Origin of the sequence: Haloarcula marismortui ATCC 43049, from assembly GCF_000011085.1 — an archaeon.
GTDB classification, from domain to species: domain Archaea; phylum Halobacteriota; class Halobacteria; order Halobacteriales; family Haloarculaceae; genus Haloarcula; species Haloarcula marismortui.
On sequence record NC_006395.1, the window covers coordinates 137137 to 159308 of the forward strand.

General features: G+C 60.3%; 16 protein-coding genes. 8 read left to right on the plus strand and 8 right to left on the minus strand.

Annotated elements, in window-relative coordinates:
* Window positions 1-137 precede the first annotated feature (137 nt).
* The 4 genes from RR_RS02910 (at window position 138) to RR_RS02925 (ending at window position 2241) form a co-directional block, all read left to right on the plus strand.
* The gene (locus tag RR_RS02910) at window positions 138-560 is read left to right on the plus strand and encodes a universal stress protein (RefSeq protein ID WP_007188444.1); all 423 of its coding nucleotides are present in this window, start codon (window positions 138-140) and stop codon (window positions 558-560) included.
* 138 nt (window positions 561-698) lie between these two features.
* A complete protein-coding gene (locus tag RR_RS02915; RefSeq protein ID WP_004965673.1) occupies window positions 699-1019 on the plus strand; it encodes a DUF7471 family protein in 321 nt (106 codons plus the stop codon).
* A gap of 57 nt (window positions 1020-1076) precedes the next feature.
* The gene (locus RR_RS02920; RefSeq protein ID WP_049919381.1) at window positions 1077-1643 is read left to right on the plus strand and encodes a nitrous oxide reductase accessory protein NosL; all 567 of its coding nucleotides are present in this window, start codon (window positions 1077-1079) and stop codon (window positions 1641-1643) included.
* Window positions 1644-1713: 70 nt separating this feature from the next.
* Window positions 1714-2241, plus strand: coding sequence for a winged helix-turn-helix transcriptional regulator (locus RR_RS02925; RefSeq protein WP_007188442.1), 528 nt, complete (start codon window positions 1714-1716; stop codon window positions 2239-2241).
* A gap of 74 nt (window positions 2242-2315) precedes the next feature.
* On the opposite strand, the gene RR_RS02930 is transcribed toward RR_RS02925, so the two are convergent.
* Genes RR_RS02930 through RR_RS02940 form a run of 3 tightly spaced genes read right to left on the minus strand, consistent with a single transcriptional unit; the run spans window position 2316 to window position 5760 of the window.
* The gene (locus RR_RS02930) at window positions 2316-3128 is read right to left on the minus strand and encodes an ABC transporter permease (protein ID WP_011222598.1); all 813 of its coding nucleotides are present in this window, start codon (window positions 3126-3128) and stop codon (window positions 2316-2318) included.
* On the minus strand, window positions 3125-3850 hold the full coding sequence (locus tag RR_RS02935; RefSeq protein ID WP_011222599.1) for an ABC transporter ATP-binding protein: 726 nt from the start codon (window positions 3848-3850) through the stop codon (window positions 3125-3127). Before RR_RS02935 ends, RR_RS02930 begins: the two co-directional genes overlap by 4 nt.
* Window positions 3847-5760 carry a NosD domain-containing protein gene (locus RR_RS02940; RefSeq protein ID WP_011222600.1) on the minus strand — a complete coding sequence of 638 codons (1914 nt, stop codon included), beginning with the start codon at window positions 5758-5760 and terminating at the stop codon, window positions 3847-3849. Before RR_RS02940 ends, RR_RS02935 begins: the two co-directional genes overlap by 4 nt.
* Window positions 5761-5965: 205 nt before the next feature.
* Here RR_RS02940 and fdhF point away from each other — a divergent pair, with 205 nt between their 5' ends.
* Together fdhF and RR_RS02950 are read left to right on the plus strand one after the other, a co-directional pair.
* A complete protein-coding gene (gene fdhF / locus RR_RS02945) occupies window positions 5966-8035 on the plus strand; it encodes a formate dehydrogenase subunit alpha (protein WP_011222601.1) in 2070 nt (689 codons plus the stop codon).
* A gap of 332 nt (window positions 8036-8367) precedes the next feature.
* Window positions 8368-8646, plus strand: a complete 279-nt coding sequence (locus tag RR_RS02950) for a hypothetical protein (RefSeq protein WP_049938540.1) — start codon at window positions 8368-8370, stop codon at window positions 8644-8646.
* Window positions 8647-8706: 60 nt separating this feature from the next.
* Here the strand turns inward: RR_RS02950 and RR_RS02955 are convergent, their stop codons facing one another.
* Window positions 8707-9816: a guanosine monophosphate reductase gene (locus RR_RS02955; protein ID WP_007188435.1), complete on the minus strand. Its 1110-nt coding sequence runs from the start codon at window positions 9814-9816 to the stop codon at window positions 8707-8709.
* A 268-nt stretch (window positions 9817-10084) separates the two neighbouring features.
* On the opposite strand from RR_RS02955, the gene RR_RS02960 reads away from it, so the two are divergent.
* Window positions 10085-10426, plus strand: a complete 342-nt coding sequence (locus RR_RS02960) for a branched-chain amino acid ABC transporter substrate-binding protein (protein WP_232508520.1) — start codon at window positions 10085-10087, stop codon at window positions 10424-10426.
* Window positions 10427-11448: 1022 nt separating this feature from the next.
* Here RR_RS02960 and RR_RS02965 read toward each other — a convergent pair.
* Window positions 11449-13395: a hybrid sensor histidine kinase/response regulator gene (locus RR_RS02965; protein WP_011222604.1), complete on the minus strand. Its 1947-nt coding sequence runs from the start codon at window positions 13393-13395 to the stop codon at window positions 11449-11451.
* A 234-nt stretch (window positions 13396-13629) separates the two neighbouring features.
* Here RR_RS02965 and RR_RS02970 point away from each other — a divergent pair, with 234 nt between their 5' ends.
* Window positions 13630-17529, plus strand: a complete 3900-nt coding sequence (locus RR_RS02970; RefSeq protein WP_011222605.1) for a PAS domain S-box protein — start codon at window positions 13630-13632, stop codon at window positions 17527-17529.
* A 72-nt stretch (window positions 17530-17601) separates the two neighbouring features.
* On the opposite strand, the gene gdhB is transcribed toward RR_RS02970, so the two are convergent.
* The 3 genes from gdhB to RR_RS02980 form a co-directional block, all read right to left on the minus strand.
* Window positions 17602-18897, minus strand: a complete 1296-nt coding sequence (gdhB, locus tag RR_RS02975) for a glutamate dehydrogenase GdhB (protein WP_004965653.1) — start codon at window positions 18895-18897, stop codon at window positions 17602-17604.
* 2 nt (window positions 18898-18899) lie between these two features.
* Window positions 18900-19043 carry a rubrerythrin-like domain-containing protein gene (locus tag RR_RS21870; RefSeq protein WP_007190230.1) on the minus strand — a complete coding sequence of 48 codons (144 nt, stop codon included), beginning with the start codon at window positions 19041-19043 and terminating at the stop codon, window positions 18900-18902.
* Between the two features lie 125 nt (window positions 19044-19168).
* Window positions 19169-22036: a bacterio-opsin activator domain-containing protein gene (locus tag RR_RS02980; protein WP_011222606.1), complete on the minus strand. Its 2868-nt coding sequence runs from the start codon at window positions 22034-22036 to the stop codon at window positions 19169-19171.
* Window positions 22037-22172 lie beyond the last annotated feature (136 nt).

The window sequence follows — 22172 nt, forward strand, 5'->3', positions numbered from 1 at the left end:
GCTCTTGAAAGCTCGATAGACAGCATCTCGACGAAATCTAGCCGCTGATCTGTAGACGGCCGCAGTATGTGACAACAGATTATTATCGTTTGAGATTCGTCAGCGGATTGAAATAGGAGGGTGCCCCTTACTCTAGTATGTACGACACGATTGTGGTTGCGACCGACGGGAGCGCTGACGCGAACCGCGCAGCGACACACGCACTTGAACAGGCTGAGCAACACGGTGCCGAGCTTCACGCCGTCTTCGTTGTCGACACGGACCGACACGCGGAGCCGGCCCTGAGCAGTATGGAGCTGGAAACCATCGAGGTCGAGGAATGGGGGAACGATGAACTCGCAGAAGTCGCCGAGAGAGGCGACGCAGTTGACGTTGAGGTCACGACTCGTTGCTGCCACGGGAAACCGTACGTGGAGATTATCAGCTATGCCGACGAAGTCGACGCCGACCTGATAGTGCTCGGATACCACGGCCATTCCCACAGCAAAGGCGACCAGATCGGAAGTGTGACCGACCGGGTCGTCCAGAACGCGGGACGCCCGGTTCTGGTGGCGACCTGAGAGGACCACACACCTGTTCGAACGGGTAGTCACTGGGATATCGGTGTCCAGAACACATCCTAGACTGGGATTCAGGCGCGACAGCGACTGCGACCGAAACCGATTCCAGTGCGACCGCTCGAAACGTACTCTTGAGAGATGCTCCAACCCACGGCTGATTGGATCGGCCCCGGTCAAACGGCGCTGTTGATCGCCGTGCTAAGCCTCTCTGCGCTCGGAACGCTGGCGCTGTTTTCCATCGCCGCAGTCAGTACATACCGCCGCCGGTCGCGGCCGTACGTGCTGTTGACCGTCGCTATCGGGTTGCTGGTATTTCGGTCCGTGGTCGGCATCGGGACCGTCCTCGGTGCTGTCCCAATGGTCGTACACCACCTCACTGAACACGGGTTCGACTTCCTCATCGCGCTACTGGTACTGAGTGCGATCTATTCAGTCGCGCCGCCGAGCCTCCCCGACTGACCGCGTTTCGACGGTCGCACCATGAACCATTTGGTGTCGTTCAGCGTAGCATCTAGTATGTCTGAACATGCAACAGGCCTCACACGACGATGCTTCTTGGCCGGGACTGGGACTGTGGCAGTCGTGTCACTCTCTGGATGCCTGGGAAACAGTGAAGAAATCGACCCGGTCAGCATCGAAAGCGGCCAGAACTGTGACCAGTGTGGGATGGTCATCGACCAGCACCCGGGTCCGGTCGGCCAGACGTACTACCAGGACAACACGCCCGAGGGCCACGACCCGCCGGCACGGTTCTGCAGTACGACCTGCACGTATCGCCACCGATTCGCCAAAGAGCAATCGGGGTGGACCCCCGCGGAGACGTTCCTGACCGACTACAGCACAACCGATTACGAGATTCGGACCGACGGGGGCAAGACAATTATCTCCCGGCATCTGGAGGCCGAGGCGTTCGCGCCGGTGGGGCAACTCACCGTCGTTGCGAACTCCGACGTGGAGGGCGCGATGGGGACGGCTATCGTTCCGTTTAGCGACAGCGCGGACGCCGAGTCATTTGCCGAAGAGTACGGCGGTCAGACCCTCCCCGCAGAAGACATATCGCGAGAACTGGTTGGCGGGATGTAGGCGAGTTCCCACGCGGTGAGAACGCCCGATACCCTGTTGCCTCGGTGGGTGGAAAGCTATCTTGAAGACTATGTCCACGGTTACTGAGCAAGTGCGTTCCCATGTCGATTCCAAACCGGGAGTCCATTTCAACGCACTTGCGGCCGACCTCGATATTGCGACCGGGCAGGCACAGTATCACCTGCGGAAACTGCGCCGTGCCGGCGATATCGTCGCCGAAGAGATTCAGGGTAAAACGCACTATTACAGCCGGGAGTACGACCCCTGGGAGCGACGTGTGCTTGCCTTTGCCCGGCGGGAGACCGCGCGGACGATTCTTCTACATCTGCTGGAAGCGGAGTCCCTGTCGGCAGACGAACTGGCCGACCGACTGGGCGTCGCCCGGAGTACTGTCTCCTGGCACGTTTCGGCACTGGCCGACGCGGCGATACTCGAAAAGTCGTACGGCGAACGGGGGCGTGTTGTCGTGGCTCTGAGCGATCCGGACGCGACACAGCGGCTGCTCGCGGTGGTCCGACCATCGCTTACGGACCGTCTCATCGACCGGTTCACGCGGCTGGTCGACGAAGGGCTCGCAGCCGCCTCGGACGACGACTGAACTGCTACTCTCGGCCGTAACTACTGCTGGATATTCAGAGGACGTCATTCTTTCCGGGCTTACAGCCGTCAGTATCAGGCCGCATCCGTCGCAAGCATCGCCCCCACAAACGTGAGTCCCCACCAGAACAGGAGCGAGAGGGTAGCGACCCACGTCGGGACGAACGCTGAGCGGCCCGGGACAGCGACGTACAGGACCTGATCGAACACGAGGCCGCGGTACGCCCCCGCCGGCGTCATGGCGAGCGCGCCGCCGAGCGTGCCCGTGGTGACGCCGGTGTCAAGCGCCGCGAACACCGCGAGGTCACTTCCGACAGTGAGGACAAGCAGCCCGGCGAGTGCAAGCACGAGTGCTCGGCCCCGGCTGCCGGCAAGCGCTGACAGCAGGAACGCGATAGTCAGCGACGAGAGCGCGTACAGGACTGTTAGTGCGATGAATCGGATGAACAGGAACGGGGAATCGACACCGCGGTGGCTCGCAAACACCGTCGTCTCCGGTCCTGCAGTCGTCGCTACGTTGATGCCCAGCGCCAGCAACGGGACGACAACAATAGTGAGCAACAGCAGGGCGCGGCCAGCGTACACCCCGCCGACGTACGACCACGTCGAAAGCGGGTAGGTGTCGAGGATATCTAGCTCACCCCGGGTAGCAGGGTCGGCAATGGCGCGATAGCCGACGGCAAAGGCGAGCGTCGGGACGAGTACTTCGACAGCGACGAGCGTATCGACGACGGTCGGAACGTAGCCGCCGGCGGGGCCGCCCCCGGCATAGGCGAGGCCGAACAGGACAATCCCCGTGACCAGCCCGAGTGCGAGATAGGTGCGTGTCCTGACCGCGCTTCGGACCTCTCGCACGAAGACCGTCCAGAACCAGTTGCCCTCCGTCATGCCTGCTCTCCCTCCGGCGCAGCGATAGTGGCTCGGTCCTGTTCCAGAAGCGCTGTGAACGTCTCGTGGAGCGGCCCGCCGGTCTGTTCCCGAAACGATTCTACCGACCCAGTCCGCACGAGACGGCCGGATTCAAGCACTACCAGCCTGTCGGCTGTCTCCTCGACGAGCGGCAGTTCGTGCGAGCAAAGAACCACGGCACGACCGGCGTCGGCAATCGACTCGATGATGTCGAATATCAGTCGGCTCATTGCCGGGTCGAGCCCGCTTGCCGGTTCGTCGAGCATCACAATCGGCGGGTCGCCGGCCAGCGCCTGTGCGATTCCCAGAAGGCGCGTCATGCCCCCGGACAGCCCGGACACGGGGCGGCTGGCCACTTTTTCGAGGCCGACGCGTTCCAGCAGTCGGTCCGGGTCGTCGTCGACGAGGTCCGCGTAGAACGCGGCAGTCTCCCGGACGCTAAACCCGGGCCGGAAGGTCGGCCGCTGTGGCAGGTAACCCAGTTGCCGCTCGGCATCAGGTCCGCTGTACGAGACGGTGCCGCTGGTGGGTCGCTCGACGCCCAGAAGTATGCGCAGAAGCGTCGTTTTCCCGGACCCGTTCGGGCCGATGAACCCGGTCACGGCGTCGGACGGCACGTCGAGTGACACTTCCGAGACGGCTGTCACATCACCGTACGTTTTTGTGATTTCGTTTGCCGTGAGGTACGTCTCGCCAGTCATGCTGCCCCCTCCATCGATGTCTCGTTTCGAAGACGCCTGACGGTCTCAGGATTCGCAGGGTCTGCCAGCGGAGCCCTGTCGACAATGCTGCCCCGGCGGAATCCGGGCGTGGTGCCGCGGAGCGCCCGGAGCCCCCGGACACTCGGTGCCGCCCTGAGGACGACCGCAGCGTCGGTCTGGTGGAGACGGCGGTCGACAGAATCGGTGGGCGAGTAGGACTGGGCCAACACCGGGCCAGTCCCGCCAGTGAGATCGTACGCGCCGCTCCAGTAGTTCCCCCTGCCGTCGTGCGTGTACACGCGCAGCGGCCCCGGTCCCGAGATAGCGTGACGGTCGTTCGCGATGAAATCGTTGTCGGTGACGATGTTCGACGGGACGACTGTTGAGGCCCGCACCCCGATGTCATTCCCGTAGAGGACGTTGTGCTCGTACAGTGACCGGTCGGCGTTTGTCGACATCGCCTGCGTAGTGTCGACTACCACGTTGTGCGCAATATAGCTCCGGGACCCGGCTAACATGATGCCGCTGCCGGAGTGGCGCACGTCGTTCCCGACGATGGCGTTTGCCACGGGATTCGTCATGACGACGACGCCGGCGTACTCCTGTCCCCGAGCGACGTTGTCCGCAACGAGCGACCGGGAGGTGTACATCAGGTGGACGCCAAAGCGGTTGTCCCGGAACGCGTTGTTCCGGACGGCGGTCCCGTCGGCCCGGTGGAGGTACACGCCGTCACGCCCGCCGTTGAAGACCGAATCCTGCACGACAATCGGCCTGTGCATCCCGATAACGCCCATGAACCCGTCTTGCCAGTCTGCCGTCCCGTTGACCGTGACATTCTCGACGACCGCGCCGGGTGTCCGCCGCAGCACGACGCCGCTGGCGGGTGTCTCGACAGTGATGTTCGCAACGTAGAGCCCGGACGCGTTCCGGCCGGTCACGGCGGCATCGCTGTTGCCGTAGGCGGTCGTGACGGTGGCGTCCCAGGCGCTGTCGTTGCTCTGTGTCGGGTCGCCGACCGTCGTGTTGCCGATGCCAGTGATTTCGAACCCAGTGACGCCGACGCGGTCGGCAGTCACGGTCACGACAGTTCCGTTGCCGCCCCCGTCAAGCGTCGCTCCGGGACCGCTGAGGGAGAGTGGCTTGTCTATCATCACCTGTTCGTTGTAGGTGCCAGCCGGGACAACGACGGTCGTATTCGGCGGTGCCGCATCGACGGCGGCCTGAACCGTCGGGGCGTCTGTTCCAACTTCGACCGAGACAGGTCGGTTTCGATGCTGTCGTGCCGCCTGTACAGTGGCGTCCGCACCGCTTCGTCGCGGGCCAACCTGTTCTCGGACTGCTGCCGCCTGTTTGAGGTCAAACGAGTAGGTCTTGAGAGTCTCCCAGTCGATTATTTGCCCGCCGCACGTCTCGGTGAACGCCGCGGCATCGTCCCGGTCAGCGAAGGGCACAACTGCCGGCCCGGACGGGACTCGCGCCGAGCCATCGACAACGTAGTGGGCCTGATTGGCTTCGACCCAGTCCGGCGGTGTGGCGGTCCGGAGCGAGCCGTCGTCGCCGCACCTGACCGGCCTGTCACTGTAGTCTGAAACGTACACCGCGAGTGGATAGCCGAACTGCTGCTCGTGGCCCGGTTCCGTGAGCGCGGTCACGGCCTGACCGATACCGACGTAGCCGACGACGTAGCGGTACTGCGAGTAGAAGACTTGCGCGCGGGGGATGCTGATACTCCGATTCCGGGCGATCTGTTCGTCGGCCGCCGTAACACCGCGTTGCACAGTGTTATCGAACGCCACTGGTTCGGGGCGGGCGCTGGTGGTGTCGACGGCGAACGACGCAGCGAAGACCAGTGTACTGAGAGCTACCGCGAGTAGCGCGAAAACTTGCACAGTCGTCAGAGCTGGTCGCATCTACCGGCACTACGAGCGAGGTCCCATTACAGTATGTGGTGTGGCTCTCGAAACTGGCGGCGCACCTGCACACAGGGCCAGCCACACCAGTCCAGACCCCAGCTCTGACAGCGTTCGAGTGATGTGGCTATCCTCACGGTTATAAAATCGCCTACGTTTTACCGCCTGACTACTTGTAGCTGCGCTTCTACTATGTTACGTAGAAATGGGCACCGACCAGAACCGAAATCCCCGGGCCGAGCAGACAGTCTGTCCGTACTGTGGCGTTGGCTGTACGATACAGTACGCGGGCAACGGGAAGGCGACCGGCACAGCGGGGCCAGTGAACACGAAAGGAGAGATCTGCCCAAAAGGCGGAGCCGCATTCGACGTAGTCGAACACGAAGACCGGCTAACCGAGCCACTGGTCCGGGAGAATGGGCGTTTCGTCACCGCACTCTGGGAGACCGCCCTCTCTCGCGTGACCGACCAACTCGGGGAAATCATCGACCAGCACGGGCCAGACGCCGTCGAGTTCTTCGCGTCATCGAACTGCACGAACGAGGAGAATTACGTCTTTCAGAAGATTGCGCGGATGCTCGGCACCAACAACGTCGACAACTGCGCTCGTCTCTGTCATTCGTCGACCGTGGCCGCGATGAGCGAGCGCCTCGGTGCCGGGGCGATGACGAACACACTCGATGACCTCGCCGAAACCGACTGCCTGCTCGTCACCGGCGCGAATCCGGCCGAACAGCACCCTGTCATTTTCCGCTCGTACTTCCTGCCGGCGATTCGCAACGGCGCCACGCTCATTCATATCGACCCGCGCGAGACAGACACGACCGAGGCCGCCGACATCCACCTCGACGTTCGCCCCGGATACGATATCCAACTGCTCAATTCGATGGCGAAGGTCGTCCTCGATGAGGGGCTCGTCGATGAGTCCTTTGTCGAGGAACGGACGACCGGTTATGCGGACCTGACAGCACATCTCGATGATGTCGACGTCGGGTCGGGTGCCGACGTGGCCGGCGTCGACCCGGAAACCGTTCGGGAGGCAGCCCGGGCGTACGCCGAGGCCGATAGCGCGGCGATTGTCACCGGAATGGGGATGAGCCAGCACACGTGTGGGACCGACAACGTGCACGCGCTGTTGAACCTCGCGCTGCTGACCGGCAACGTCGGTCGCCCGGGCACGGGCGTGAACCCGCTCCGTGGCCAGAACAACGTCCAAGGGGCCGGCGACGTCGGCGCGCTTCCCAGCGTGCTCCCCGGATACGAGCCCGTTACTGATGCGGATGCCCGACAGCGTCTCGCCGACGAGTGGGGCGTCGAACCGCCGAGCGAGCCCGGCCTGACGGAGACGACTGCAACACACCAGTTCGGTGACTCCGTCAAAGCTGCAGTCGTCTTCGGTGAGAACCCGGCTGTCACGGAACCGAACGCCAGTTCTGTCCGGGCCGGTTTCGACGACCTCGATTTCTGCGTCGTCATCGACCTCTTCGAGACAGCGACTGTCGACCACGCCGATGTCGTGCTCCCGGGAAGCAGTTGGGCGGAGAAGGCAGGGACGGTGACCAACACTGACCGGCGGGTGATGCGGATGCGGCCGAACGCTGACCTGCCCGGAAACGCTCGCCGTGACCTCGACATCCTCACCGGCCTCGGCCAGCGGCTGGTCGGCCAGTCAGACGCGTTCGACTACGACGGTCCGGAAGCGGTGTTCGAAGAGCTAACGCGGGTCAATCCGCTGTACGCCGGCATGAGTTACGACGGCATCGGCGACAGCTACCAGCGGTGGCCGTTCCCGGCGGACGCCGATTCCGGCACCGACGTTCTCCACACGGAGACGTTCGCTTCGGGCCAGCAAACCGCGCCGCTGCGCCCGGTCTCGCCGACGCCGCCAGCCGATGCCGTCTCCGGGGAGCAACTCGTCCTCACGACGGGGCGCGCGCTCCAGCACTTCAACAGCGGCGCGCTCACCCGCCGGTCGGAGACACTTATGCGAATGCGTGGAGAGGACGTGCTTGAGATCCACCCGGACGACGCTGCCGCTCGGGGCATCGAGGACGGCGATACTGTCATTGTTGAGAACGACCGCGGCAGCGTGACAGTATCAGCGGCTGTCACGGCGGCTATCCGGCCCGGGGTTGTGTTCTGTACGTTCCACTATCTGGACCCGCTCGCAAACGCACTAACCGGTGATGCCCTCGACCCTGTCGCCGAGATTCCAGAATATAAGCATTCGGCGGTGCAGGTGCAGAAGTCATCGGCTAGCACAGACGATAACTAACGGGTCCGGAGACGCTCTGGAGAAACTCTGAAGACGCCTGAGAGGGGCGAAGACGTAGGTCTGGAGAGTAGCATCCAACTCGGTGAGTTCCAGCGGTGTGGTTTCATACTGATTGCTGTAACTGGGTGTCGGGACGACCGCACGGCGTAGTACGGTCGATGCAGAAATGACAGATAGCTGTCGCTATTAGACAGCTGTCGGTAGATAGAGAGCCAGCCTGCGGAGTACTAGAGCTACTGGCTCGCTGTAAGGGAGGATAAAACAATTTCTACGTTTCTCACGGCAGTGGATTAGGCGCAATGGTAATCCCACTTGCAACTATAGTTATACGTATGATGGGCAGTCAAAAGAACCGGAAACTCAGTGCGGCAGTGGTACTCGTTCAGGGCGTCGTAGCTGCGCTCTTCCCACAGATCAGTGTCAAACTTATCAAGCGTATGATCGGGAAGAACTTCGAGAACGCGTCCCAGCTCACGGTGAAGCCAGCGTATCGCCGACAGTTGCGCGCGGTTGGTGTCGGGATGGTCGCCGCAGCCGGGACCGATCTCCTGCTACAGAGCGCTGAGGAAGCGGACGATGGCCCGGCAGCGACTGGTGGAGACAGCGAGTAACGAGGGCGGCTACACCGACAGCGGTGGGTCGGCGCGCTTCTGGAACAGCCTGCTAGCAGTTCAGTCGTCGCTGTCGACTGTCGCCTCGGTGCCGGCGTCGCGCACCTGTGTGGCTTCACTCTCCACGTTGACGCCTTCCCAATCGTGGTCCGTGTGGAACCCTTCGCGTTCTTTCGCACTCTGGGCGACACGAATGAACTCCGCCTTGTCGCGAGCCGCAGCGATGGTGTGCCCGCCACAGTAAGAGAGCCCGGAGCGGATGCCAGCACAGAACTCCTCGGCCACAGCAGCGACCGAGCCTTTGTACGGGGTCAATGCTTCGACTCCTTCGTCGGCACTGACGTTGTTCTGCTTGTCATCACGGTCCTCGGCCGCGGCGGTGGTCGCCATCCCGCGTGACCGCTTGTACCGCGTCCCATCGACTTCGACGACAACACCGGGGGCCTCCTCTGTGCCGGCAAAGAGGCTCCCGAGCATTACGGTGTCCGCCCCGGCCATGAGGGCCTTCACCGCATCACCGGACGTGCGAATCCCGCCATCCGCGCAGATAGTGACATCCAGGTCTTCGGCGGCCGTGGCACAGTCATCAACGGCGGTCAGCTGGGGGACGCCAGCACCCGCGACCTTCCGGGTGGTACAGTGGGACCCGGGTCCGATACCGACTTTGACGCAGTCGGCCCCGGCGGCAGCGAGGTCCTCGACACCCGCTGGCGTCGCGACGTTGCCAGCGATGATATCGGCGTCAGGAAATTCGTCTGCAAGGGTTTCGACGGCATCGAGCGCGCGGTTGAGGTGACCGTGAGCCACATCAACGACGAGCGCATCGACACCGGCCGTAATCACGGCCGCGCTTCGTGCGACGTAATCCTCATTGATGCCGACGGCTGCGCCGACCTGTTCACCTGCCTCCGTCACCTGCTCGACCTGCTCGGCCTGTTCCTCGGGCGTCAGGAACCGGTGTAGTACCCCGAATCCGCCAGACTGTCCAAGCTCGATTGCCAGTTCTGCCTCCGTAACGGTGTCCATCGCCGCGGAGACGAGCGGCGTGTCCAGTTCGACGGTCGGAGTAAGCGGCGTTGAGAGGTCGATGTCGCTCCGACTGTCGACCGGTGATCGTTTCGGGACGAGAAGAACGTCGCCATAACTCAATCCAGTGCGTAACTCGTTCATACCCCGCTAAAGGAACTCCTCCTAGCACAAAAGGTCTCGGATTAGAGCTGCCCCGCTCATTCTCACAGCCACGACGCGCTCCGCGTGGCTGGCCTGCTATGATTTTTAGGCCAATCTAAAAATCAGAGTTTATTTATTTTTAGGCTAGGCTAAAATTCATGGCGGGGACTGATCCGGACAAAACGTTGTCGACGCGTTCGAGGGCGAGTACGATGGCCAGTCCGGGACCCAGGTCGACTACGAGGCACTACTGGAGGTCGATCCCGACGTGCTCGTGTTCCACTTGGGCGTCAATTACCGCGACTGGAACGGCGAAGATGCGCTCCGAAAGACAGTCGAAGGGATGCGAGACAGTTCGCTGGGGCAGGAACTCACCGCCGTTCAGGAGGAGAGACTCTACGTCGGTGGGTCAGCCTATCAGGGTCCGATCATCAATCTCTTCCAGACAGAGATGCTCGGAAAGCAACTCTATCCTGACGAATTCGGTGAGTGGCCGGGCGAGATCACCGCTGGCGAGTTTCCAGAAATTCCCGAAGGCAAACATCTGTTCGACCGCGAGGAAGTCGCGGATATCCTCACTAGATCGAGCGAAGCTACCGACCCACAGTAACAGCAGTTCCCTCAGAAGCATGGTTGGAAAAGGTAGGTGTTGCGCTCCTGCAGGAAAGCGGATGACGGGTGGCGATGGGCACCGTGTGTGCCACCCACTGCAGTCAGAGGCACGGATGGGTTCTGGACCCGAGACATGGGGTGGGGCGAGTGGGCGCAAAGTAGGAAAGGGCCCAAAGCGGGGACCAGAACCCGTATAATCGTAATTCATCGTTCGACATATTTTTTGTGGTAAATACTAGCATAGTGGTAATTTCAGTGCAGTCATCACCGGAACGCACGGCTCCACCAATCACGTAAAAGGATGGGACGTTGCTGTGGGGGTGGGAGAGATGGGGTGCAACGTCCCATCGGAAGTCGTCGGTTTCGACGACGGATTCCAGCCCAAAGCAATCGTGTGAGTGAATCCAGTGCGATTGGGCAGGGCACAGAACCCACCTAGCTCGGATACGAGTGTATATAAAGTATTTATGATATCCCCACGCCGTCTGTTGATTTGGTTGCAAGCCGCTCATTTTTACTGGCGTTGTTTCCATCTGATAACGTGAGAAGTACACCCCATGCAATAGCATAGGAATGGTGGGCAGCCGGGGGGAGTGGTGTGCACCGCACCATTCGGAGTCGGTATCCGCGTCGACGGGTTCTGGACCCGGACCGCTTGATGAACGTGATCGGATTCAGTGGGGGAGGTGGCGCGGGGACCAGAACCGCATTAAGTAACATACAGTTGGTACGAAATAACGATTGTGACGTTTTATGCCATTTTATTAGCTATGCGGTCACTGAGCGTCCGCAATTGCGGCATCGAGGTGGACGATGACCGGACAGTTGGATCTGTACTAGTTCCTGTAGTTCCGAGTCCCTGAATGTGTAACGGAAGGGCAATTCAATCCAGCAGCACGTGGCAGAGAAGTGGGAAATCGTAGCCAGCTCGGTGGGGGTAAGTAACTCAGTAGAGGTGAATCCACCAACGCACAGGAAGCCCGATGACCGGTTCGAAACAGTGCGGTTCTAAATAGTGAGTTATTCCACGAGTTCGAGGCCCGTTATCTCAAATCGTGTCCCACCCATCGAACTCTCAGTTGCACAGATATCCCAGCCATGTGCGTCAGCGACTCGTTTGACGATGTTGAGACCCAGCCCAGTCCCTGATTCGGAAGTCGAGTAGCCAGCCTCGAACACCTTTTCGCGGTCCTCGGCAGGGATTCCAGGGCCATCGTCTTCGATGTAGAATCCGGTGGCGTCAGCGAAAATCCCGCCCACAACGACAGTGACATCCCGGCCTGCGTGGTCAATCGTGTTCCTGAACAGATTTTCGAGCAGATGCCGGAACTGATCGGTGTCAGCTTTGACCAGTGGCTGGGTATCGGCCCCGCAATCACAGTACAGTTCGGCTTCGTCTGCAGGGTCAGAGACGAGCTTCCACGCGGCCTCAGCGGCTGTGTCGATCGAGACAGGTTCCAGTGACCCGATTTCTTGTTGCTCTCGCGCTAGCCAGAGGAGGTCCTCGACAATGCGTTCCATCCGATCGGTCGCTGTCTCGATCACAGCGAGATGCTCGTTTGACTGTTCGGCCTGCAGGAGCGCCAGGCGACCTTGTATGACCGTTAACGGGTTCCGAAGGTCGTGGCTGACAGTTGCAGCAAACTGCTCTAGCTGTTCTTTTTGATCCTGCAGTTCCCGTTCACGTCTTGTCCGTTCGGAGATGTCTCGACCGGTGCCGACGAGCCCTATCAGGTCACCGTCCTGATCAGTTAGCCGGTCAGCAGTGAACTCGTGGGGAACGCGCTTTCCCGCTGCGGTACGGAACTCCGCTTCGATGGTTGATTGCCCCGTTGTGAGCGCCTCCTCAATCGCCTCGGAGACTCCCTCTCGTTCTTCTTCCGGAAAAAGACTGAGTGCGTCGAGATCAGAGATCTTCTCGTCGGCGTACCCGGCCAGTGTTGCGAATTGTTCATTACAGCGCTGGACAGTGCCCGCAGAATCGATGACGTAGAATATGTCAGCAAGCGAATCGAGTGCCTGGTCGATAAAGGTCCGCTCGGCACGCAGTTCGTCTCGGATCTTCAGCGAATGCATGGCGTGTGAGATGCTATTCCCAAGTTCGCTGAGTAATGCCTGTTCGTCCTCAGCAAAGGCAAACGAACGGGATGAATAGACGCACAGGAGACCATACAGCGTGTCATTGTATTCTAGCGGAACCGCAGCGGTGCTTCGATAGCCGCGGTCGAGTGCTTCCTCTCGCCAGACCTCGAACGCCGGGTCAGCTTGAATATTCTGCGACGTCGCAATACGTCGTTTGCGGACGGCCGTGCCTGCAGGACCCTGTCCAGTCGGAGAGTTATCCGCAGTGACAACAATAGTATCGAGATACGCGTCCTCGACGCCGGCCCAGGCCTGTGGCTCGATTCGGTCTGTCTCAGGGTCACGCTCGCCGATCCATGCGAAACGGTAGGGCTCAGAGTCGCTAATGGTCTCACAGACCCGAGTTTTGATTTCCGATAGCGAACTCGCCCGGATGAGCGCCTGGTCGATGTTGCTGACGAGCGCGCGAACCCGTTCAAGTTCGGCAGCGCGCTGATTGGTGCGGTACTGTTCGACGGCGTTTTCGATACGATTTGCGAGGAGTGCGTATCGTTCCGTTCCGTGCCCTTTTCGGAGATAATCGGTTGCACCGGCGGCAATTGCGTCGCTGGCGACCGCTTCACTCCCCTCCCCAGTGAAGAGGATAAACGGTAGGTCAGGGTACTCTGCACGGACAGCTTTGAGGAGTTCGATACCGTCTTTCTCAGGCATCCGGTAGTCACTGATAATACAGTCAACAGAACGTGTAGCAAGTTTATCGAGCCCTTCAGCAGCACTCGCTGCGGTTATTATCTTGAGTTGATCGGATTGCTGTGCAAGTATTTCCGATGCCACGTCCAGAAAATCGGGTTCATCATCAATATGAAGCACAAGGATACTCGTCATCTCTGACACAATATCGGATGTACCTAACTTCGAACGATAAACTTGCTGACCCAAGTATCAGATTATATACTTTGATGGTGTCATAGTGTGACTCAGTAGCGGTATGAGCCGGTGGCATGCTGGACGCCGAATATCCAACTAAACCGGGCAGTACAGAGCTATATGGGGCACCCGAATATCATATATAAAAACTGGCGCGGTTGATTCATAAAATCTCGATGCATAGTTGTAATAATGGCTTATGCCGGTGACGGGACTCCCGATACCATTCACGTTTTGTATGTAAACGACGATGGCGACTTTGCTGAGTTAGCGCAGACGAAACTCCGGAATATCTCATCTGACTTTGACGTCACAGCAGTCGGGACTATAGAGGCTGCTCTCGACCTGCTTGCAACTTCGGCTATCGATTGTGTGGTCACATCGTACTCATTGCCGGACGGGACGGGAATTGATCTTCTGGACCGGTTACAAGCGGAACAGGACGAACGACCGACGATCCTGTTTACCGGCCGTGGGAGCGAGCGAATCGCCAGCGAAGCGACACAGGCGGGTGTCTCCGATTACGTTCCGGTCCGCGCAGGCCAGAACAGTTTCGAGTTGCTCGCGAGCCGTATCCAGACGCTCACCGAGGCCGCTCGCAAGCAAGCGGCCGCCGAGCGACTGTCAGACCGCTTCCAGCGAACGCTTGAGCGGGCAACTGACGGGATTTATGCTGTCGACAACGAATGGCGTATCGAATATATAAACGAGAAGATGGCAAAGCGCGTCGACCGCGACCCCGACGCTGTCGTCGGTGCAGTCATCTGGGAAGAGTTTCCCTCCATAGTTGGAACGGAACTCGAAGAGAAATACCGAACCGCAATGGAGACCGGCGACCCGGTGTCGTTCGAACAGTACCTTGGCGAGCCGTTGGATTACTGGGTTGAAATACGAGCCTTTCCCGACGATGACGGTCTGACCGTCTTTTCACAAGAGACCACGGCGGAGCGGGAACGAGAACTGGAGTTAGAGCGCAGTGAAGCCATCCTCGAAAATATCCACGACGTTGTGTTCGTTCTCGATGACGAAGGGACAATCGAGTTCGCGAACACCGCTTCGAGACGACTGGTTAGCGGAGACAGAGCGACCAAAATAACGGGACAACAGCTGGAAGCGGTCGTTGGAGACCGGATGTCCAAATCCGATACGGAGCGGTTCACAACGGCGGTCGAATCAACGGTCGATGATATCGAGACCGACGGTGGCGTGACAGGATTGTACGACACGGACCTGCAACTCGATGTGACGACCGACGGCGGCAAGCGGACGTTAGATGTCCGCGTCACACCGTTCCGGGGCAACGCTGACCGGCAGGTGCTCGTCGTTGCCCGAGACATTACCGAACAGAGCAGGGCGAAACGACAGTTAGAGCAGGAGCGGGATGCACTGCGGGAACTCCAGACCGTCATGGCAAGGGGTGATATCTCGGCCGAGACGCGCCTCGAAGAACTGCTCGATCTGGGCTGTCAGACACTCGGGCTCGACATCGGAATCGTCTCACACGTTCAGGGCGACGATTACACAGTCAGAGCAGTACACGCCCCAGATGCGGAAATCGAATCCGGGGACCAGTTCGACCTCGAATCGACGTACTGCGCGGAGGTGGTCGGAACAGATGCGGTCTGTTCGTTCGCAGACGCTGTCACTGAAGGGAAAGAGACCCACCCTGCGTATCGTGAGCTGGAGTTGGAATCGTATATCGGCGTGCCACTCATCGTCGATGGGGTCCGGTACGGGACAGTCAACTTTTCCAGTCCGGCAACACGAGTCGCACCCTTCGGGGCGCTTGAGCGAACGTTTGTGAAGCTACTCTCAGAGCTTGTAAGCGCCGAAATATCCCGGATGCAGGACCAGACCGATCTTAAGCGCCAGGAGTTCCTGTTCGAGCGGGTGCAGAACATCGCGGATATCGGTGTGTGGGAGTATTTCCCGGCCACGGACAGCCTCGACTGGTCTGACGGCGTCCGTCGGATTCACGGTGTTGCCGACGAGTACGAGCCGTCACTTGATGACGCACTTGGTTTTTATCATCCTGACGACAGAGACAAGATTTCGAAGGCAGTGGAACAGACGATTGCGGACCGGGAACCGTATGACATCGATCTCCGGATCGTTCGGACCGACGGCGACGTGCGCGACGTTCGGGCGTGGGGAGAACGCGTCGACGACCCACAAGACGATGAGCCCGTTCTTCGAGGCGTTTTTCAGGATATTACGGAGCGGAAAGCCCGGGAACGAGCGCACCAGGAACTTGCTGAAGAGTACGAGGCACTGCTCAACAGTTCCGGTGACGCCATATTCATGCTTGACGTCGATACGGCGGGTGACGAGCGAGCGTTCGAGTTTGCTCGACTCAGCCCCGGCTACGAGTCACAGACAGGACTCACAACCGAGGACGTTCGAGGACGGACGCCACGAGACATCTTCGGTGATGAACGTGGTGCTGAACTCGCGGCGAACTACACGCGCTGTGTCGAGGAGCGTGCGCCGATTTCGTATCGGGAAGAACTGGATATCGCTGACGACGCACGGTTCTGGGACACGAGCCTCGCGCCAGTTATCCTTGACGATGAGATCGTCCGGATCGTCGGTATCGCCCGCAACGTAACTGAACAGGTCGAGCGGGAACGTAAACTTGAGACGACGAACCAGCGACTTGAATCACTCATCGAGGCGACGCCACTCACTGTCATGGAAATCGACACGGACGGAACGGTCACCCGCTGGAACGACGGGGCCGAGAATATGTTCGGCTGGTCACGGGCGGAGGTGCTTGGCGAGTTCAATCCGATTGTCCCGGACGAGCAGCAAGCTGAGTTTGAATCCCACCGAGAGCGCGTATTGAGCGGCGAGCCGATTCGGGGCAAGGAGGTTCGACGGAAGACGAAAGCCGGTGAGGAACTAGATCTGCTCCTGTCGGTTGCCCCGATCGCTGCTCCCGACGGGGAAATAACGAACGTACTAGCTGTTCTAGAGGATATCACTGAACAGAAGCAATTAGAGTCGAAGCTCCGCTCACTGCAGGAAACAGCACAGCGGCTCAGTGCCGCACAGTCGAGTGCGGAAATCGGCGACATCGCTATCGAGGCTGCTGTCGAGACGCTCGGATTCGAACTCACCGGGATCTGGGAGTACGCCGACCAGACAGACGAGCTTGTTCCACTGACGGCGAGTGCTGCCACGAGCGAACGGTTCGGTGAACTGCCACGGTTGCAGTCCGATGAGTCGCTTGCCTGGGAGGCGTTTGCGGCGTCAGAAATGCGTCGCTACGACGACATCCAGTCCGTGGCGTCGGTCGGCGAAGCTGACAGGAGCCTCAGAAGTGGCCTGTTCGTGCCACTGGGAGAGTTTGGGCTTATTTGTGTCGGAACGCCACAGGAACAGATCTTCTCTGAAGCAGACGTAGACCTGTTCCAGATACTGGGCGCGACCGTCGAGGCGGCATTCACCCGCGCAAGCCGGGAAACCGAACTACAGCGACAGAACGAGCGGCTCGATGAGTTCGCCAGTGTCGTCGCCCACGACCTCCGGAATCCGCTATCCATCGCCATCGGATTTCTCGACATCATCGAGGAGTCGGGCGACCTCAGTCACGTAGACCGGATCGAGGCGGCACATGACCGCATGGAGCGGCTGATCGACGACCTCCTGACGCTGGCGCGTGGTGAGACCACGGTTACGGATACGAAACAGATCGACCTTGCGACCGTGACGACGGAGGCCTGGGGATACGTCGACACCGTCGAAGCAACGCTGACGGTTGCTGAGACGGTCCCGACAGTGGCTGGTGACGCCGGCCGGCTGACGCAGCTGTTCGAGAACCTCTTCAGAAACGCTATCGAGCATGGCGGGGAAGCCGTCACGGTAACCGTCGGGCAGCTAGACGGCGGTGAGGGGTTCTACGTCGCGGACGACGGCGATGGGATCCCCCCGGCAAAGCGTGGGGACGTACTGGAACACGGCGTTACGTCTACCAAGGGAGGCACTGGCTTTGGGCTCTCGATCGTAGAGGACATCGCCAAAGCGCACGGCTGGACCGTCCGTGTGACGGAAGGGGCTGCTGGCGGGGCACGGTTCGAGTTTTGCTACTGAGGGAAGCGCCGGTAGCGGTTTCTCGCCCCCGACTGACGGTGTGGCCCCCGTATGAAATCAGCGGACCCAGTGTTACGGCCAGAGCCCCCGTGCTTCGTGGGCCTCCGCGATGCGGGACAGGGCGACGATGTACGCCGCATCGCGCCACGTGATATCGCGGTTTTCGAACTCCGTTCGGACTGCGTCCCAGGCCGCTCGCATCTCTTCGTCGAGTTCGTCGTTCACTCGCTCGAGAGACCACGACCGGCGGTTGATGTCCTGTAGCCACTCGAAGTAGCTCACCGTGACGCCGCCGGCGTTCGCCAGAATGTCCGGAATCACGACGACGTCCCGGTCAGCGAGGATCGAATCAGCGGTAGACGTAGTCGGGCCGTTCGCCCCTTCAACGACGTACTCCGCAGCGATGTCGTCCGCGTTTGCCTCGGTGATGACGTTCCCGAGCGCTGCCGGAATGAGGACGTCGACATCCAGCGTCAGCAGTTCGTCGTTCGAAATCACGGTGTCGGCGTACTCGGTGACCGCCTCCGGTTCCTCGTCGTGTGATGGCACTGTCGCCGTATCGATACCGGCGGGGTCGTACATTGCCCCGTTCACGTCGCTGATCGCGACGACAGTCGCGCCCTGTTCGTCGAGCAACCGTGCGGCATTCGCACCGACACTGCCGTAGCCCTGTACTGCGACCGTGGTCTCAGACAGCGGCTGGTCGTAGTACTCACAGACCTGCTGTGTGATAATCGCGACGCTCCGGCCGGGCGCGTCTTCACGCCCCTCACTCCCACCGACAATCGGTGGCTTACCGGTGACGACCCCCGGTATCGTCTCACCCTCCTGCATGGAGTAGGCGTCCATCAGCCAGGCCATCGTCTGTGGGTCTGTTCCCATATCCGGGGCTGGTATGTCCCGGTTTGGCCCGATGACCGCACGGAGTTCCTGTGCGAACCGGCGAGTGAGCCGTTCTTTTTCGTCTCGGCTCAGCGTTTTCGGATTGACCGCGATACCCCCTTTTGCGCCGCCGAAGGGGAGATCCATCACCGCACATTTCCAGGTCATCCAGATCCCGAGGCCGACGCATTCGTCCCTCGTCACGTCGGGGTGATAGCGAAGCCCGCCTTTGTACGGTCCCCTGACGCTATCGTGCTGGGCTCGATAGCCGGTGAACACTTCCACTGTGCCATCGTCCCGCTCGATCGGGACAGTGACCTCGTGGACGTTTTGCGGATGATTGAGTCGTTCGACGATGTTCGGGTCGATATCGAGGTGGTCCGCGGCCCGGTGGAGCTGCAGACGGGCTGTTTCGAGCGCTGATTCGGGCTCGGACGGCGTCGACGAATTGTCCGACGAAGAGGCGGAGCTCAGTTCTGGTCCCATCGTTATTCAAGTGGTGTCAGTCGGTTGCGCATTTCGCCGCCACAGTCCTGACAGTTCTCCGGTTGGCTCACTGCAGTGATGACTTTGCCACACGCAAAGCACTCGTACGGTGTCTTCTCGCCGTGGTCTTGCTCTACATCTCTCATATGTATTCACGAGTGGCGGTGTCCGACCGCCAGTACTCGATTAAGGAATAGAAGGACATCAAAGGAATATTCAGAGGTTAAACAAAGGGGCAGGGGTAGAGTTGGTTGTTTATTATTGAACCCCTCTAGGACTCCCGGCCCGAAACGCTCCGTTCTTCGAACAGTGCTGTGAACAGTTTCCGCTGGACGGTCCGCACGTGCTGATAGAACGCTGGTGGCGAAATCGCAAGCATCGATGCGATGTCCTCACCGGAGTTTGTGCGCGGTGACTCGAAGTAGCCGCTGTAGTAGGCGGTCTGAATCACTTCGAGCTGTCGCTCCGTGAGGTCCGTGAGAAACTCCGAACTGCGGTCCTGCTCGATACCCCGTTCAAGCGTTTGTTTGCGCTTGAGTTTGACGCCGGAGAACGTGCTGTCGACCAACTGTGCGATGTTTCGAACGTCAACGCTCTGGGGCACATCGACGACGAGTGTCGTTCCCTCCGGGTCTGCGGTCGCTTCCCGGAAGATAGCGCCGTGGTCGGCGAGTTCCAGCGCGAGGAACGGCTGTGACAGCTCCAGCCGCAGGACGCCGCTGTCAGTGTCGTCGTCACTTATCTGTGTCACGTCGTCGATCGTCGTCATGTCAGCCGCAGCCGCCGCGACCGCTTGCACGTCAGCGTCTTCGACCGTCACAAACACGCTGTTACCGGCCGGTGCGTGCTGGATGCCGCCTTCGTAGGCAATAGTACATCCCGTTGACTGGGCGAGTCGCGACAGGAGGAACCGCTCGTCATCGATGACGAACTCGACGCGGGCCACCGACGTCGTGAGCAGCGCGTGTTTCCGTTCGATGCCGCTGAGTGCCGAGGCGATCGTCTCGCCGAGTTCGTGTAACACTGTGCGCGTTGTCTCATCGAACGCGTCTTTCGTGTCCGCATAGATGGTGAGAATCCCGTGCCTGAGGTCGTTGTACACCAGCGGGATACTCAGGACAGAAAGGAAATCACGCGTGAGCGCGTCCGACCGCCACGGCGCGTTCCGAAGATCGGCGGCGACGTTGGATATCATCGTCACGTCGCCGGTCGCAGCCGTCTGGCCCGCGGGGTCGGTTTCGGAGGCCGCGACCGCGATTGACTGACTGTCGAGATACCCCTGTTCGGTGCCGGCCCACGCTCGCGGTTCGACGGTAGTACCGCCCGGGTTGACGCTCCCGATCCACGCGAATTTGAATCGGTCTGTGTCAGTGAGCCGTTCACAGACAGTGTGGGTGATCTCTTCCTTCGTTTCGGCGCTGACAATCGTCTGGTCGATCTCCCGAATCGTATTGTTGATCTGATTCAGAGCAGTCAGCTGCTCGTTCTGTCGCTGAAGTTCGCGGTCCTGTTTCCGAAGCTGGGATTCCCGGGCGACCCGGTCGAGGGCAGCCTCGGCGGTGGCGGCAAGCAGGTCGGTGAGTTCCTGTGTCACGTCGTCGAACGCCCCGACGGCCGTCGACCCAGCAACGAACACGCCGTGGTTGCCGAGCGGAATGAACATGACACTACGGAGGTCGGTTGCCCGGTTTTCCAGTCGGTCCGACGTGTGGACATCGTCGAACACGAGTGTCTCATCCTTGACGAAGCTGTGGCTTGGAAGTGTGTCGGCATTCGTTCGGACGGCCGGGAGCGGCCCGTGGTGTTCGGTCATCGCCTGTGACTGTGCGACCGGGCGGAGTTCGTTCGTCTCGGCGTCGTGCAGATAGATGGCACTCGCGGAAACGTCGAACACACTGAGGACGTCATCGACAATGTGCTGGGCGATTTCCTGATTGGTTTCCGTGTAGAGGAACTCCCGTGCGGTCTCCTGTAGCGTCGTCAACGCTTCCTCACGCCGTTTCCGTTTCGTGATATCCCGACAGCTATACAGCAGTGTGCCGTCCTGAATGGAGACTTCGCGGACGTTGACCAGCAACGTGTGCTCGTGACCCGCTTTGTCGGTGACGGTACACTCGATGTTTTTGAGAACGCCCTTCTCGGCGAGTTCCGCTCGGTCGAACAGGTTCTCACCAAGGAGCGTGTCGATCGTTCCCTGCTGGCGGATCTCTTCGTCGGTGTAGCCGAAAATGAAGTGCACGTTCGGGCAGACGTAGGTGTAGTCCCCGGCCTCGTTCGTCATGAGGACGGTGTCGGTCATATTGCTGAGCGTGACCCGGTGGAGTTCCTCAGATTGACGGAGGTCACGGTCGAGGGTGACCTGCTCCGTGATGTCGATCCCTTCAATCACGATCGAGGTGACCTCGCCGAAGTCGTTCTCGACCGGCCGGACTGAAAGCTCGATAACGCGATTCGTAGCCGTGGCCGGCCGGTGAACGACTGCGTTACCGAACTGCCCGTCGCGTGCAGCCGCGACGAGGTTCCGGATGTCGCGTTCTGTCGCGTCGGACTGTGACCACCACGGCAGCGTCCAGAACAGGTCACCGATGACCGTGTCTGCGTCCGCATCAAGCATTGCTCGTCCCGTCTGATTCACACGGGTGAGCGAGCCGTCCGGATCGAGGACCCACGTGGCCGTCTGTGTGTCGTGAAAGACGGCGTCGAACTGCCGTGCCCGTTCGCGCTGCGTGATCGCTTGCCGAGCGGACTGGAGCGCCTTCCCGGTTCGCTCAATCAACTCGTCTATCCGCAGGCCGTCCGTTCCTGTGAGGGGAACGTAGTCGGAAACGCCGGCCTCGATTGCCTCACTCGCTAGGGCTTCGCTTCCATCCGTGGTCCCGAGAACGACTGGGAGGGCCGGAGCCGACTCTTGGAGCTGTCGGACCAGCCCAATCCCACTTTCGTCATCGAGTGACGCTCCCGTGACGAGACAATCGACCGAGCGCTGCCGAACGGTATCGAGGGCTTCCGATGTCGTCTCAACAGTGCGGATAGTGGCCTCGGTGCTTGCTGTGAGAGCTTCTGAGAACGGCTCGCTCCAGGTCGTCGAACCGACAACAAGAACCTGAGCCGTGTCGAGTGGACTCCCGGCGTCTCTCATCTGCTGCTCCCGGGCGCGAAGCTATCGCTATGAACGGTGGCGCTAAGCGTGGCCGCTCGTTCGGGACGTCGACACCTGTCGGGAAAGGTATGGTTCAGTTGCCGCGTGCTGGATGAATGGTTCAATAATAAACACC

What these genes read in the sequence shown, in the direction of transcription:
- RR_RS02910 (WP_007188444.1), top strand. Translation starts at nt 138, where the DNA reads ATGTACGACACGATTGTGGTTGCGACCGACGGGAGCGCTGACGCGAAC.
- RR_RS02915 (WP_004965673.1), top strand. Translation starts at nt 699, where the DNA reads ATGCTCCAACCCACGGCTGATTGGATCGGCCCCGGTCAAACGGCGCTG.
- RR_RS02920 (WP_049919381.1), top strand. Translation starts at nt 1,077, where the DNA reads ATGTCTGAACATGCAACAGGCCTCACACGACGATGCTTCTTGGCCGGG.
- RR_RS02925 (WP_007188442.1), top strand. Translation starts at nt 1,714, where the DNA reads ATGTCCACGGTTACTGAGCAAGTGCGTTCCCATGTCGATTCCAAACCG.
- RR_RS02930 (WP_011222598.1), bottom strand. Translation starts at nt 3,128, where the DNA reads ATGACGGAGGGCAACTGGTTCTGGACGGTCTTCGTGCGAGAGGTCCGA.
- RR_RS02935 (WP_011222599.1), bottom strand. Translation starts at nt 3,850, where the DNA reads ATGACTGGCGAGACGTACCTCACGGCAAACGAAATCACAAAAACGTAC.
- RR_RS02940 (WP_011222600.1), bottom strand. Translation starts at nt 5,760, where the DNA reads ATGCGACCAGCTCTGACGACTGTGCAAGTTTTCGCGCTACTCGCGGTA.
- fdhF (WP_011222601.1), top strand. Translation starts at nt 5,966, where the DNA reads ATGGGCACCGACCAGAACCGAAATCCCCGGGCCGAGCAGACAGTCTGT.
- RR_RS02950 (WP_049938540.1), top strand. Translation starts at nt 8,368, where the DNA reads ATGATGGGCAGTCAAAAGAACCGGAAACTCAGTGCGGCAGTGGTACTC.
- RR_RS02955 (WP_007188435.1), bottom strand. Translation starts at nt 9,816, where the DNA reads ATGAACGAGTTACGCACTGGATTGAGTTATGGCGACGTTCTTCTCGTC.
- RR_RS02965 (WP_011222604.1), bottom strand. Translation starts at nt 13,395, where the DNA reads ATGACGAGTATCCTTGTGCTTCATATTGATGATGAACCCGATTTTCTG.
- RR_RS02970 (WP_011222605.1), top strand. Translation starts at nt 13,630, where the DNA reads ATGGCTTATGCCGGTGACGGGACTCCCGATACCATTCACGTTTTGTAT.
- gdhB (WP_004965653.1), bottom strand. Translation starts at nt 18,897, where the DNA reads ATGGGACCAGAACTGAGCTCCGCCTCTTCGTCGGACAATTCGTCGACG.
- RR_RS21870 (WP_007190230.1), bottom strand. Translation starts at nt 19,043, where the DNA reads ATGAGAGATGTAGAGCAAGACCACGGCGAGAAGACACCGTACGAGTGC.
- RR_RS02980 (WP_011222606.1), bottom strand. Translation starts at nt 22,036, where the DNA reads ATGAGAGACGCCGGGAGTCCACTCGACACGGCTCAGGTTCTTGTTGTC.